Here is a 12,940-nt window from a genome sequence, read left to right as displayed (position 1 = left end):
TACGGGCACTTCGCCGCTCAGGCGTGCTTCCAGTCCTCGATCGGCCAGTAGGCACGGCTCGCCGCGCGGTACAGCTGCAGGTCGGGGTTCACCGCGACCGGACGCCCGAGCAACTGCAGCCAGCTGACGTCGGCCACCGAGTCGCCGTACCCGTGCGAGCGGCTCAGGTCCAGCCCGTGCCGGGCGGCGTAGTCCTTCAGCCACTGGGCGCGGGCCTCGTCCACGAGCGGCGGCGTCGCCAGGTACCCGGTCAGGACGCCGTCGGCGACCTCCATCCGGGACGCCACGACGTCGTCGAACAGCGACGCCAGGGGGGCGGCGAACAGGTCGAGCGAGCCCGTGACCAGCACCGTGCGGTGCCCGGCCGCCCGGTGCTCCTCGATCCGGGACAGCGCCCCCGGACGCAGCGAGCGCAGCAGCGCGTCGCCCCACGGGCCGTCGACCGCCCGCTCGATGTCGGCGACCCGCGTCCCGGCGTAGCGCCGGCTGAACGCCCGCACGAACTCGCCGCGGTCGCGGCGTTCGGCCTTGAGGTAGACGTTGGTCTTGCCGACGAGGTCGGCGAACTCGGCCGGGAACTGGGCCAGCGGCCGGATGAACCGCATGATCGAGAGGTACTGGGTCACGAGCGAGCTCGGCAGCAGGGTGCCCTCGAGGTCGAACACGGCCAGCACGTCGGTGCCGGATTCGAGCGCCCGCGCCTTGGAGCGGGACGCCTTGCGGGCGCTGGAGGCCCGGGCGTGCACCTTCGCCAGGGACGTCATGGCGGGCAGGTGCACGTCCTGCCAGTAGTGCGTCCAGTCGATGTCGCGCACGTCGAAGGTCTCGTCGTCGGGGGTGCCGTCGGGCAGCTTGGCGCCCAGCGCGCGGGTCTGCTGGTCGTCGAACAGCATCTCGGTGCGCGTGTAGCTCTGGTACAGGTCCACGTAGGTGCGCAGCGACCCCAGCCCGCGCTCCATGCGGGACAGGCTGCTGCTCCACTGCCTGGTCCACGCCGTGGAGGGCAGGGCCTCGCCGATCCGGGAGCCCAGCGCCGACAGCCGCTCCTTGAGGCGCAGCGAGCGCTCGGCGGCGTTGTTCGCGGGGAACCGCCACGTCGGGACGATGATCGGGCGGCCCTTGTCGTCCTCCAGCGGGTGCTGGAGGAAGTAGGCGCGCACCTCGGAGTACATCCGGTGGAACGGCAGCGGGTTGGACGCACCCGAGCAGACCTGGAAGTAGCCGACGTCGGAGCGCTCGGGGCCCTGGTGGCCCAGGCGTGCGAGCGCCAGCACCACGTTGACCACGTAGTCGACCGGGATGACGTCGAGCACCGAGTCGGGCAGCCCCGGGAACTCGGGCAGGCTGCCCTTGGCGTAGGCCATGATCAGCGGGTCGGCGACCTTGAAGCCGTCGATCCAGCCCGGGGTCGGGTGCCGCAGCGCGGACTCGATGATCGCGGGGCGCACGATCGAGAGCCGGTGGCCCTTGGCCGCCCACTCCTGCTCCGCGACCCGCTCCCCCAGCGCCTTGCTGAACGTGTAGACGTCGGTCCAGCCCACCGAGCGGGCGCGGGTGCGTCCCAGCTCGACCATCCGGGCGGTGATCCAGTCGGCGCGGGCCTGCTCCGAGGCGCGCGCCACCGTCTTGGGGCCCTGCTTGCCGTGCGCGGCCGTGGCCTGGTCGATGAACTCCTGCAGCTTCTCCGGCGTGCGGGAGGCGGCCTCGGCCTCGGCGCGGGCGACCTTCGCGGCCTCCAGTTCCGCGCGCCAGTCCACGTCGTGGTCCACGGACGCCTCCGGCCGCAGGCCCTTGGCGATGCCGCCGACGTAGCAGGTCGACACGTGGATGACGTGCGGGTCCTGCCCGGACGCGGTCAGCGCCGCGTAGAGCGCCTCCGGGCCGCCGACGTTGTTGGCGAAGGACTCGTCGATCGGGGCGTCGAAGGACACCGTCGACGCCGAGTGCACCACCACGTCGACCGGCACGTCGATGCGCTCCAGGGTGGAGAGGTCGCCCTCGAGGACGTCGGTCCGCTCGGCGAAGATCCGCTGGGCCTCGGCGTCGCCGACGGCCTTGCGCCAGGGCGCGAAGACGGGCTTGCGCAGGAGCCGGTCCAGCCGGGCGCGGCCGCTCTGGGCGCCGCGCGGACGGATGACGCAGGTGATGCGGGCGTCGGTCGAGGACAGCAGTCGCTCCAGGACAGCCTGGCCGAGGAATCCGGTCACTCCGGTCAGCAGCACGTTCACGGGTTGGGTCGGCACGGGTGCTCCTTCCAAAAGCACCACGGGGATGCTTCAGCACGAGCAGCGTAATGTAGCGTGACTTCCCATGCGGGCAGCGCTCATCACCGGTGGGACGTCCGGCATCGGGCTCGCCTTCGCCCGCGCCCTGGCGCGCGAGGGCCGCCCCCTGGTGCTGGTCGCCCGCGACGTCGACCGCCTGCGCACCGTCGCCGCGGACCTCTCCCACGCCTTCGGCGTCCGGGTGGACACCCTGGCGGCCGACCTCAGCGACCGCGACGACGTCGAGCGGGTCGCCGACCGGTTGCGGACCGGGGACTTCGACCTCCTCATCAACAACGCGGGCTTCTCGCTCAAGACGCCGCTGGTCGGCGGCGACGACGAGCTGGCCGACCGGGCGTACGAGGCGATGGGCCGCACGCCCCGCGTCCTGGCGTCCGCCGCGGCCCCGCGATGATCGAGCGCGGGCAGGGCAGCATCATCACCGTGGTGTCGGTCTCGGCGCTGACCCGGCAGGACTCCTACTCCGCGCTCAAGGCGTACGCGCTCGCGATCACCGAGGTGCTGGCCAACGAGCTCGCGGGGACGGGCGTGAACGTCACGGCGGTGCTGCCGGGCTGGGTGCGCACGGAGTTCCACGCCCGCGGCGGCCGGGCGAAGCGCTCGAAGGTGCCCGCCGCCCTGTGGCTCAGCCCCGACCAGGTGGCGCGCGAGGCGCTGCGGGACGCGGCGCGCGGCGCGGTCGTCTCCGTCCCGTCGCTGCGGTACAAGGTGCTGGCCGGCGTCCTGCGCCTGCTGCCCGGCGGCGCCATGCGTTCGATCTCCTCGGCGATCTCCGGACGCCGAACCACGCGACGAGTTTCCGAAGGAGAAGCATGAAGCCCGACGTCAAGCACATGAAGTGGTGGGGTTGGGGCGAGGAGGGTGTGTTCTTCAACTACCTCAACAAGCCCGCCTTCGCGCCGTTCGTGAAGAAGGCGCTCAACATCGACCTGCGTCCCCGCAAGATCGACACCATCGCGTTCGACCCCGCCACGGTGGCCGAGTCCGAGGTCCCCGGCGCGCTGCTCGAGGCGCTCGTCGCGGCCACCGACGCCGACCAGGTCACCACCGACGCCCACGAGCGGGTCGTCCACGGCCACGGCAGCTCGGTCACCGAACTGCTGCACGTGTCCCGCGGCGACTACGGCCGGCTGCCCGAGGTGGTCGTCTACCCGCGCACGGACGCCGAGGTCGCGGCCGTCCTCGCGGCGGCCGTGGAGCAGGACGCCGTCGTCGTGCCCTACGGCGGCGGCACGAACATCGCCCGCTCGCTGCAGCTCGACCCGGCGGAGCGGCGTCCGATCGTGTCGCTCGACACCGGGCTGCTGGCCGGCCTGTACGAGCTCGACGAGGAGGCCGGGCTGGCCCGCGTCGGCGGCGGCATGCAGGGCCCCGCGCTGGAGGAGGCGCTCAACGACCGCGGCTGGACGCTGGGCCACATGCCCGACTCGTTCACCCACTCCACCGTCGGCGGCTGGGCCGCGACGCGCTCCTCGGGCATGCAGTCGGACAAGTACGGCGACATCGCCGACATCGTCCGCGGCATGACCGTGGTGCGTCCCTCGGGCACCGTGTCGCTCAAGCCGGTCCCCAGCGAGTCGACCGGGCCGTCGCTGCGCGAGATGTTCATCGGCTCGGAGGGACGCCTCGGCGTCATCACCGAGCTGTGGGTGCAGGTGCACCGCCTGCCCGCCGAGCGCACCGTCGTGGCCTACATGTACCCCGAGTGGAAGACCGCGGTCGCCGCGATCCGGCAGATCTCCGACGAGGAGATCCCCACGACCTTCGTGCGGATCTCCGACGGCAACGAGACCGGCTTCTCCCTGGCCACCCAGAAGGCCGCCACGACCGTGAAGAAGAAGGTGGAGGCCGCCGGGCAGAAGGGCCTGTGGGCGCTGATGCGCAAGCGCGGCTGGGACACCGACCAGATGTGCATCAGCTACGTCTGCTTCGAGGGGTCCGCCGAGGACGTCGCCCGCCGCCGCAAGGCGGTGGACAAGATCGCGAAGACGCACGGCGCCCTGGTGCTGGGGACCGGCCCCGGCGCGCTCTACGACCAGAAGAAGTTCGACACCCCCTACCTGCGGGACTTCCTGCTGGAGCAGGACGTCATGGGCGACGTGTCCGAGACGGCCGCGCCCTGGTCGAAGCTCAACGGCATCCACCGCGCCGTGTACGCGGCCGCCGAGAAGGCCTACCAGCAGCTGGGACGCAAGGGCTGGGTGATGTGCCACCTGTCGCACTCCTACCACGTGGGCGCCTGCCTGTACTTCACCTTCGCGTTCAAGGTCGGCGACAACCCCGACGCCGAGTACGCGCTGCTGAAGACCTCGATCCAGCAGGCCTTCGTCGACAACGGCGGGACGCTGTCGCACCACCACGGCGTCGGGATGGAGCACGCCCCCTGGATGGAGCAGGTGGTCTCCGCCGAGGGCGTGGCGATCATGCGCTCGCTGTTCGACGCGACCGACCCGGGCCGCAACCTCAACCCGGGCAAGATCATCGACCCCGCGATCTCGCTGTTCGACGCGCTCGACTGACGTGATCCCCGCCACCCCGCTCGGACGCCCCGGTGCCCCCGGGCGGGGCGGCGCTGACGGTGCGGACCGATCCCGGGCTGCCCGCGCGGTTCGGGCTCGTCTTCGTCGGCGGCGCCGTGGGCACCCTGGCGCGGTATCTGCTGAGCCTGGCGCTCCCCTACGACGCGGCCCACCCGCCCGGCTACGCGGTCCTCGTCGCGAACGTGCTGGGGTCGTTCCTGATCGGCGTGCTGGCGGCCGCGCCGCCGCGCTCGGACCGGCTGGGCGCCGCCGAGTGGCGCCTGCTGCTGGGCACCGGCGTGCTGGGCGGCTTCACCACCTACAGCGCGTTCACGCTGGACGCCTTCTCCGCGGCCGTCGGCTACGGGGACTCCGCGACCGGCTGGCTCGTCTGGTTCGTCCTGGGGCAGATCGTCGCGGGCGTCGCGGCGGCCCTGGCGGGGCTGGCCGTGGGGCACGCGCTGGGGAGGTCCCGCGGATGACCTGGCTGTGGGTCGCCCTGGCCGGCGGGGTGGGCGCGGTGCTGCGCTACTCCCTCACGCTGCTGCACGTGCGCGCCGGGAAGACGTCGCGGGTCGCGACCTTCGTCACCAACGTGATCGGCGCGTTCGCGATGGCGCTGGTCGTGAGCATCCCGGGCGGCATCGAGCAGCATCCCGTCCTGGCCGCGGGCCTGCTGGGCGGCTTCACCACGTTCTCCGCGGCGTCCCTGGACACCGCCGAGGACCTCCGCGAGGGCCGCCTCGTCCAGGGGGTGGTGCTGCCGCTGGCGATGGTCGCGTCCGCGGTGGTCGCGTTCTTCCTGGGCCTGATGGTCTACGGCGTCCTGGACGCGCTCCTCTGAGCCGGGGGGCTAGGAGCCGAGCAGGTGGGCGGCCAGGGCGTCCTGGTCGGCGTCGGTCCAGCCGAGCCCGCGCAGCAGCGGCGCCACGCCCCCGTGCTCGGCGTCCAGGTAGCCCAGCACGGCGCGCATCGACTCGGGCCGGGCGGCGAGGTGCTCGGCGGTGACCGCGTTGGTGCGGTGCGCGTAGGTCGGGTCCTGCCACAGCCGCTGCGCCACCTCCCAGATGACGGCGGTGGTCCGGGCGTAGTCCTCGACGATCAGGTCGTCGGCCACCCCGACGGCGCCCAGCGCCAGCGCCACGGTGAACCCGGTGCGGTCCTTGCCGACGGCGCAGTGCACCAGCGCGGCGCCGGGCGCGTGGGCGATCGCGCGGACCGCGGCGAGCACCGAGTCGGGCCGCTCGTGGACGTAGTCGAGGTAGGTGTCGGCATTCTCGTCCCCGGTGCGGATCTGCTGCTGTTTGCCCTCCCACGGCAGCGCCTTGGCCAGCACCGCGGCATCGGAGTCGCCGGCGAAGTAGCTGTGGTGGTGGTAGGTCACCCCGGGACGCCGCACGAACGGCGACGGCGAGTTCTGCGCCTCGAAGTTGCTGCGCAGGTCGATCACGTCGCTCAGCCCGGCCTCCTGCAGGGCCGCCAGGGCGGACGGCTCCAGCAGCGTCTGGTTCTCCGAGCGCCACAGCCGCCCGGGCAACACGACCGCCCCGTCCCGGGTCGGGGTCCCGCCGAGGTCGCGCAGGTTGAGCAGGCCGTCCACGTTCAGCATGCCCCCGACGCTACCCGGGACGGCGTTCGGGCGGCGCCTCGCCCACGCTCCGGCCCCGCCGCCGTGGAAGGATGGACGCCGTGTCCACGCCCGCCTCGCCGCCGGCGCCCGGCCGGGATCCGGGATCCCCGCTGCGCCACCCCGGCTTCCGACTGCTGCTCGCCGGCCAGGCGCTGAGCCAGTTCGGCTTCCAGTTCGAACTGCTCGCCATGCCGGTCATCGCCGTGACGCTTCTGCACGCCACCGAGGCCGAGATGGGCTACCTCAACGCCGCCAACACCGCGGCCTTCCTCCTGGTGGGCCTGCTCGCGGGCGGCTGGGTCGACCGGATGCGCAAGCGGCGGGTGATGATCGTGGCGGACTGGGTGCGCGCGCTCGCCATCTGCGCCATCCCCGTGCTGTGGGCGACCGGCGTCCTGCACATCTGGCACCTCTACGTCATCGCCGGCGTGGTCGGGGTCGCCACGGTGTTCTTCGACGTCGGCTACCAGAGCTACCTGCCGATCCTGGTGCCCAGCGCGCAGGTGGGGCGCGCCAACGGCGTCCTGGAGGGCGTCGCGCAGGTCGCGCGGCTGGGCGGCCCCGGCGTCGCCGGCGGGCTGCTCGCCGTGATCGCCGCCCCCTTCCTCATGCTGGCCAACGCGATCGGGTTCGCGCTGTCAGCGTTCCTGCTGGGGTTCATCCGGGACGACGAGGTCCCGGCTCCGGCGTCCGAGCGGCAGAACCTGTTCGTGGAGATCCGGGAGGGCATCGCGTTCGTGGCGTCCCAGCCGTTGCTGCGGCTGCTCGTCACGACGACCGGGTTGTCCAACCTCGGCTCGACGATCGTCTTCACCCTGCTGACGCTGGTCGTGCTCCGGGACGTCGGCGCGCCCCCGGCGATGCTCGGCGTCCTGTTCACCGCGGGTGCGGTGGGCGGAATCATCGGGTCGCTGCTCGCGGCGCGCCTGGCCGAGCGTCTCGGCGAGGGCGTCATGCTGCGGCTGTCGATGGCGCTGGCGGCCGTCGCGACGGCGCTGTTCCCGGTCGCCGCGGGGCTGGACGTCACCCGTGCGATCGTCGTCCTCTCCGTCGCGGAGGTGGTGCTGAGCTTCTGCGTCGTCAGCTACAACATGGTGCAGGTCACGGCGCGGCAGCGGCTGTGCCCGCCGCGCCTGCTGGGGCGGATGAACGCGTCGATCCGGTTCGTGGTGTGGGGCATCATGCCGCTCGGGGCGCTGCTGGCCGGGGGCCTGGGCTCGCTGATCGGCGCCCGCGAGACGCTGTGGGTCGGCGCGCTGGTGCAGGCCCTCTCCGCGCTGCCGTTCCTGCTGAGCGCCTACGGATCGCGTCGCGAGCTTCCCCGCGCCCCGGAATGACCACCGGCATCGGCTCGCCGGGGCGATAGCCTCTGCGGTGCCACCGCCCCCTCCCGAGGAGTCCCGTCATGCCTTCAGGCCCGAGCCGCGTGCGGCTCACCGTCGCCTCGGTCGTCCAGTTCCTGATCCCGGTGCTGATCGCCGGCGGGATCGCCGCGCTGGGGCTGTGGCTCGAGCTGGGCCTCGGCTGGGGGCCGTTCGTGCGCACCGTCTGCCTGGTCCTGGCGCTCATCGTGCTCGGGCTCGCGTTCCCCCGCCGCGGCGAGGGGGACGGGCCACCGCCCGTCCAGATCGACACCCCGCTCGACCCGACGCCGCACCCCCGGCTCCGCGACACCCTGACCGAGGCGGCGCGCGCCGCCCGCGTCGCACCGCCCGAGCGCCTGGCGCTCGACGGCGAACCGGCGCTGCGCGTCGATCACGACCGCGGCCTGCTCCGGGTCGGCGTGCCGACGCTGGCCCTGCTGACCACCGACCAGTTCCGGGCGCTGCTGACCGCCGAACTCAGCGCGGCCGGCGGCGGGACCGACCCGTTCGGCGAGCGGCTCACCCAGCGCGCCGCCCGGGCGGATCTCGGCTGGATCCTGAAGCTGCGGGCCGCGGTGTACCGCGCCATCGCCGGCACCGGCGAGCACGCCCGCGAGGAGCGCGCCACCCGCGCGGCCGGCCGGATCGCGCCCCGCACCGCCCTGACGGACGCCCGCGCCGTCCTGGCCCGCGCCGCCGAGCACGGGGCGGAGACCCGGATGCGGCTCGACCTGTTCGACCACGGCCGGGCGCGGGCGTCCATGGCGGAGGCGCACCAGCGGATCCTGGCCGCGAGCCCGGGCGGCTTCGCGCCCCGCGGCGAACTCGCCGTCGACCTGCTCGACCGCGGCCTCGCGTCCCTGACCGACCTGGAGGACGGCCTGCTGGTCGCCCCGTACCCGGCGGTCGGCTGGGACGAGGTCGCACAGCGGGCGGGGGACCAGCTGAAGTGGCTGAGCATGGAGGAGATCCTGGACGGCGGCCAGGAGCCCACGCCGCGCTCGGTGCTGACCGACCCGGCGTTCGTCGGCGCCGACTTCGAGTGGGAACTGCTGACCGCGAGCCGGGTCGCGCTCGGCGTGCGGGCGCTGCGGATCGACTGGTCCCTCGGCGGCGACGACCACGTGGTGTGGGACGACCCGCCCGGGCTGGCCGAGGCGTTGCGGGACGCGGTCTCCGGTTCCAGCAACGAGCCGCTGAGGGCGTTCATCGCCGCGCACCACGGCGACGAGGACCTGCGGCTCCCCCGCGACCCGGACGAACGCTTCCTGGCCGCCTCGGCCGGGCTGAACCCCGTCGAGGACGGCCGGATCGACCGCGGGGTCGTCCTGGACGCGTTCGTCCACGGCGACGGGGTGCTGGTGCTGCCGGCCGCTGCGGGTCCGAGCCCGTTCGAGCGGGTCCGCGCGGTGGTCCGCGCCCCGCGCGCCGAGGCGATGGCGGCGCCGGGGGCCCGGTGGTTTCCGGCCTCGCAGATCTGGCACGCGGACGGCTTCGACGGCCTGCGGCTCGAACTCGGCGACGGGACGGTGACCTTCGACACCGGCGTCCACCTCGAGTTCCCGGCGTACTGGCTCTCCACGGCGCTGGCCGAGATGCTGATCGCGGCCGGCCGCGACCGGTCCACCGCGTGGAGCACCGCCTGATCGGCGCCGCCCGGGCGCGACGCGTCCGGGGTCAGGCCGGGGCCGAGCGGATCGGTGGGCGCGCCCGCTCGGCGTCCGGCCCCGGCCTCACTCCACCGAGGACGGCCCCGCCCACAGGTTGAGGCCGCCCTCCCGGGCGTGGTCGTCGATCGCGGACAGCTCGGCGTCGGTGAAGGTGAGGTTCTGGACCGCGGCGGCCGAGTCCTCCAACTGCTTGACCGACGACGCGCCGATCAGCGCCGAGGTGACCGCCGGCTGGCGGAGCACCCAGGCGATCGCCATCTGCGCCAGCGACTGGCCGCGCGCCGCGGCGATGTCGTTCAGGGCGCTGATGTGCGCGAGGTTCTCCTCGGTGAGCAGGCCCTCCGACAGCGACTTGCCCTGCGCGGCGCGGGAGTCCCCCGGGATCCCGCCGAGGTACTTGTTCGTCAGCATGCCCTGGGCGAGCGGCGAGAACGCGATCGCCCCGACGCCGTCGGCCTGCAGCACCTCCAGCAGCCCCTCCTCGACCCAGCGGTTCAGCATCGAGTAGGACGGCTGGTGGATCAGCAGCGGCGTGCCCATCTCCTTGAGGATCTGGACGGCCCGCTGCGTCCGGCTGGGCGAGTAGGAGGAGATGCCGACGTAGCGCGCGCGTCCGGAGCGGACGGCGTGGTCGAGCGCCCCCATCGTCTCCTCCAGCGGCGTGTCCGGGTCGGCGCGGTGGTGGTAGAAGATGTCGACGTGGTCCAGCCCCATGCGCTGCAGCGAGGCGTCGAGGGAGTCCAGGAGGTACTTGCGCGAGCCGAGGTTGCCGTACGGGCCGGGCCAGAAGTCCCACCCGGCCTTGGTGGAGATGACCAGTTGCTCGCGGTAGGGGGCGAAGTCGGTGCGCAGGTGTCGCCCGAAGTTCTCCTCCGCGGCGCCGTAGGGCGGGCCGTAGTTGTTGGCCAGGTCGAAGTGGGTGATGCCCAGGTCGAACGCGCGGCGCAGGATGTCCCGCTGGCGGGCGAACGGGACGTCGTCGCCGAAGTTGTGCCACAACCCCAGCGAGACGGCGGGCAGCATCAGGCCGCTGTCGCCGGTCCGGCGGTAGGGCATCCGGCCGTCGTAGCGGTCGGTATCGGCGGCGTAGGGGTCGAGAACAGGCATCGTCGCTCCTTCTAGGTGTCGGGGCAACGCTAGCGCCCCGCGGGCACGCCGGAGGGGGCGTCCTCAGGGCTGGAGGTCGATGACCACCTTCACGTCGTCGGGCTGGGGCACGAAGGCCTCCGGCGCGCGCGAGAGGGGGACGGTGCGGTTGAGGAGCCGCAGCAGCCAGGAGCAGTCGGCCTCCCCGAGGGCCTGCGCGGCGGCGCGCCAGTGGGCTACGTTGGCGTTGACCGATCCCACCACGACGGTGTTGCCCAGCACCGCGTCCCTGCCGACGGTCGCCAGATCGAGGGCGACGGGCGGCTCGGGGTCGTGCATGCCGAGCAGGCACGTGAGCGCGTAGGGCGTCGCATTCCGCAGGGCCGCCGCGAGGACGGCCGGGACGCCCGTCGTCTCGATCACCACGTCCACGCGGACCTCGTCCAGCAGGGTGTCCAGACCGGCCGTGTGGTAGGTGGCGCCCAGGTCCGCGACCAGCCCTGGCTTGGGCCCCGCCGTCACCACGTCGAGGACGTGGACGTCGAGCCCCCGCTGGACGCCCAGCAGCGCGGCGAGCAGCCCCACGGGCCCCGCGCCGCAGACGACGGCCGTCCGGGGTTCGAACCAGGCGCGGCCGCCGATCCGGTCGACCTGGTCCCACGCCTTGGCCACCACGGAGCAGGGCTCCATCAGGACGCCCGCCCGCCCGAGCGCCGGATCGAGCTTCACCAGGTACTCCGGGGCGGACGTCCAGCGCTGGACGCCGAAGCCGTCCAGTTCCTTGATGCCGCGCTCGGTGTAGCGCCCGTTGCGGCAGAAGTCGAACTCACCGTGGGCGCACGCGCCGCACGGCACCGGGTCTGGCCGGCGGACCACGCCGGCCACGAGGTCACCGGGCTCGAACCCGGAGCCGGGCGGCGCCTGGGCGACCCGGCCGAGGGACTCGTGGCCGATGATGAGCCGGTCCCGACCCGGCGGCGCCCACCCGTACTCGCCGTCGGCGAGTTCCCGGTCGGTACCGCAGACGCCCAGGAGCAGGCCGTCGACGAGCACCTCGCCGTCGGGGACCGGGGGTGCGTCGATCTCGTCGAGCCGGAGCGACTGGGCGGTTCCGGGGCTGATCGTCAGTGCCTGCATGCCCCCACGCTAGGTCGGCGTCCGCGCTCTGGATACCCCCACAACGCCGTCCTAGGATGCTGGGCAGGCAGCACCGATCTCCCCCACCCCAGGAGTTCAACCATGGCCCAGGACCCGAATCGAGGCCGCGTCGTGCGTCCGCTCTACGCGCTGGCGGGCGTGGTGATCCTCGGCCTGGGCGCCGCGATCCTGCGCGTGGGCGGGGTCGGCGTCGACCCCTACACCGCCTTCAACGCCGGCGTCGGAGCGCTGCTGGGCTGGGGGTTGGGGCCGTTCCAGCTCCTGGCGAACGCGGCGCTCTTCCTCCCGGTGCTGATCTGGGGCCGCTCGTTCATCGGGATCGGGACGATCATCAACATGGTGCTGACGGGGTTCTTCATCGACTTCTTCACGGGCGTCCTGCAGCCGATCCTGCCCCACGACGGGCGGCCGCTGACCGCCATCGTGTACTTCCTCGTCGGCATCATGATCTTCGACTTCGGCGCCTCCGCCTACATGAGCGCCGACGTGGGGATCGCCCCGTACGACGCCCTCGCCCCGATGGTCGTCGAACGCACCGGTTGGTCGTACAAGGCCGTCCGCGTCCCGCAGGACCTGGCGTTCCTCGTCGCGGCCGCCGTCGCCGGGGGGCCCGTCGGGCTGGGCACCGTGATGACCGCGTTCTTCAACGGCCCGCTCATCGAGTTCTTCACGCGCCGGGTCAACGACCCGCTCGTGGCGCGCCTGACCGGCGACCCCGCCGGCCCCGCGGGCCCGCGCGCCACGGCGGAGGGCGGAGGCTCGCGTTAGCGTGGCGGGATGGACTTCACCGAGTACGACACCCGGGTCGCCGGCTACGCCGTCATCGTCGATCCGGCGGACCGCGTCCTGCTGAGCTGGTGGAACGGCGAGGCTCGCCCCGAACTCGCCGCCTGGTCGCTGCCCGGCGGCGGCATCGAGTTCGCCGAGGCGGTCGAGGACGGCGTCGTCCGGGAGGTCCACGAGGAGAGCGGCTACCACGTCGAGCTGAACGGCTTCCTGGGCACCTCGACCTGGATCGACACCGAGCGGCCCCGCCCCCGCAAGGGCGTCCGGCTGTTCTACACCGCCCGCATCGTGGGCGGCGCGCTGGGCACCACCGAGGTGGCCGGCTCCACCGACCGGGCCGAGTGGCTCCCGCGCGCCGAGGTGGACGCCCTGCCGTCGGTCGCCGACGTGGTCACCATCGGCCTGGACCTGCTGGCCGCCCGGGCGACCCCACCGGCCTGAC

Annotated in this window: 13 protein-coding genes; 9 read left to right on the top strand and 4 right to left on the bottom strand. The window is 73.3% G+C overall.

Going from position 1 to position 12,940, the window contains the following annotated elements; translation table 11 throughout:
• Positions 1 to 17: 17 nt before the first annotated feature.
• Complete coding sequence (locus tag G7070_RS10625) at positions 18 to 2,243, bottom strand: HAD-IB family hydrolase (protein ID WP_166233716.1); 2,226 nt, start codon at positions 2,241 to 2,243, stop codon at positions 18 to 20.
• 67 nt (positions 2,244 to 2,310) lie between these two features.
• On the opposite strand from G7070_RS10625, the gene G7070_RS19275 reads away from it, so the two are divergent.
• From G7070_RS19275 to G7070_RS10605, 5 genes are read left to right on the top strand one after another with little or no spacing between them, the layout of a single operon-like run.
• A complete protein-coding gene (locus G7070_RS19275; protein WP_206079732.1) occupies positions 2,311 to 2,679 on the top strand; it encodes an SDR family NAD(P)-dependent oxidoreductase in 369 nt (122 codons plus the stop codon).
• On the top strand, positions 2,676 to 3,101 hold the full coding sequence (locus G7070_RS19270) for an SDR family NAD(P)-dependent oxidoreductase (RefSeq protein WP_206079731.1): 426 nt from the start codon (positions 2,676 to 2,678) through the stop codon (positions 3,099 to 3,101). The genes G7070_RS19275 and G7070_RS19270 overlap by 4 nt, the downstream gene beginning before the upstream one ends.
• On the top strand, positions 3,098 to 4,804 hold the full coding sequence (locus tag G7070_RS10615) for an FAD-binding oxidoreductase (RefSeq protein WP_166233715.1): 1,707 nt from the start codon (positions 3,098 to 3,100) through the stop codon (positions 4,802 to 4,804). Before G7070_RS19270 ends, G7070_RS10615 begins: the two co-directional genes overlap by 4 nt.
• A gap of 32 nt (positions 4,805 to 4,836) precedes the next feature.
• On the top strand, positions 4,837 to 5,286 hold the full coding sequence (locus G7070_RS10610; protein WP_206079730.1) for a fluoride efflux transporter FluC: 450 nt from the start codon (positions 4,837 to 4,839) through the stop codon (positions 5,284 to 5,286).
• Positions 5,283 to 5,648 carry a fluoride efflux transporter FluC gene (locus G7070_RS10605; protein WP_166233714.1) on the top strand — a complete coding sequence of 122 codons (366 nt, stop codon included), beginning with the start codon at positions 5,283 to 5,285 and terminating at the stop codon, positions 5,646 to 5,648. The genes G7070_RS10610 and G7070_RS10605 overlap by 4 nt, the downstream gene beginning before the upstream one ends.
• Before the next feature lie 9 nt (positions 5,649 to 5,657).
• Here the strand turns inward: G7070_RS10605 and G7070_RS10600 are convergent, their stop codons facing one another.
• Positions 5,658 to 6,413, bottom strand: a complete 756-nt coding sequence (locus G7070_RS10600; protein ID WP_166233713.1) for a tyrosine-protein phosphatase — start codon at positions 6,411 to 6,413, stop codon at positions 5,658 to 5,660.
• Positions 6,414 to 6,493: 80 nt separating this feature from the next.
• Here G7070_RS10600 and G7070_RS10595 point away from each other — a divergent pair, with 80 nt between their 5' ends.
• Both G7070_RS10595 and G7070_RS10590 read left to right on the top strand, forming a co-directional pair.
• Entirely contained in the window at positions 6,494 to 7,771 is a 1,278-nt protein-coding gene (locus tag G7070_RS10595; RefSeq protein WP_166233712.1) for an MFS transporter, read from the top strand.
• A gap of 68 nt (positions 7,772 to 7,839) precedes the next feature.
• Complete coding sequence (locus G7070_RS10590) at positions 7,840 to 9,444, top strand: hypothetical protein (protein ID WP_166233711.1); 1,605 nt, start codon at positions 7,840 to 7,842, stop codon at positions 9,442 to 9,444.
• A gap of 87 nt (positions 9,445 to 9,531) precedes the next feature.
• Here G7070_RS10590 and mgrA read toward each other — a convergent pair whose 3' ends face one another.
• Positions 9,532 to 10,575 (bottom strand): L-glyceraldehyde 3-phosphate reductase, encoded by a 1,044-nt coding sequence (mgrA, locus tag G7070_RS10585; RefSeq protein ID WP_166233710.1) that lies wholly within the window; start codon positions 10,573 to 10,575, stop codon positions 9,532 to 9,534.
• Between the two features lie 63 nt (positions 10,576 to 10,638).
• Complete coding sequence (locus tag G7070_RS10580) at positions 10,639 to 11,691, bottom strand: glucose 1-dehydrogenase (protein ID WP_166233709.1); 1,053 nt, start codon at positions 11,689 to 11,691, stop codon at positions 10,639 to 10,641.
• Between the two features lie 102 nt (positions 11,692 to 11,793).
• Here G7070_RS10580 and G7070_RS10575 point away from each other — a divergent pair, with 102 nt between their 5' ends.
• Complete coding sequence (locus G7070_RS10575; protein WP_206079729.1) at positions 11,794 to 12,480, top strand: YczE/YyaS/YitT family protein; 687 nt, start codon at positions 11,794 to 11,796, stop codon at positions 12,478 to 12,480.
• A 9-nt stretch (positions 12,481 to 12,489) separates the two neighbouring features.
• The gene (locus G7070_RS10570) at positions 12,490 to 12,939 is read left to right on the top strand and encodes an NUDIX hydrolase (RefSeq protein ID WP_166233708.1); all 450 of its coding nucleotides are present in this window, start codon (positions 12,490 to 12,492) and stop codon (positions 12,937 to 12,939) included.
• Position 12,940: the final 1 nt, after the last annotated feature.

Source organism: Propioniciclava coleopterorum, from assembly GCF_011393335.1.
In the GTDB taxonomy this organism is placed as follows: domain Bacteria; phylum Actinomycetota; class Actinomycetes; order Propionibacteriales; family Propionibacteriaceae; genus Propioniciclava; species Propioniciclava coleopterorum.
Note: the sequence above shows the minus strand (reverse complement) of the source record. Positions and strands in the feature narration are given on the sequence as shown.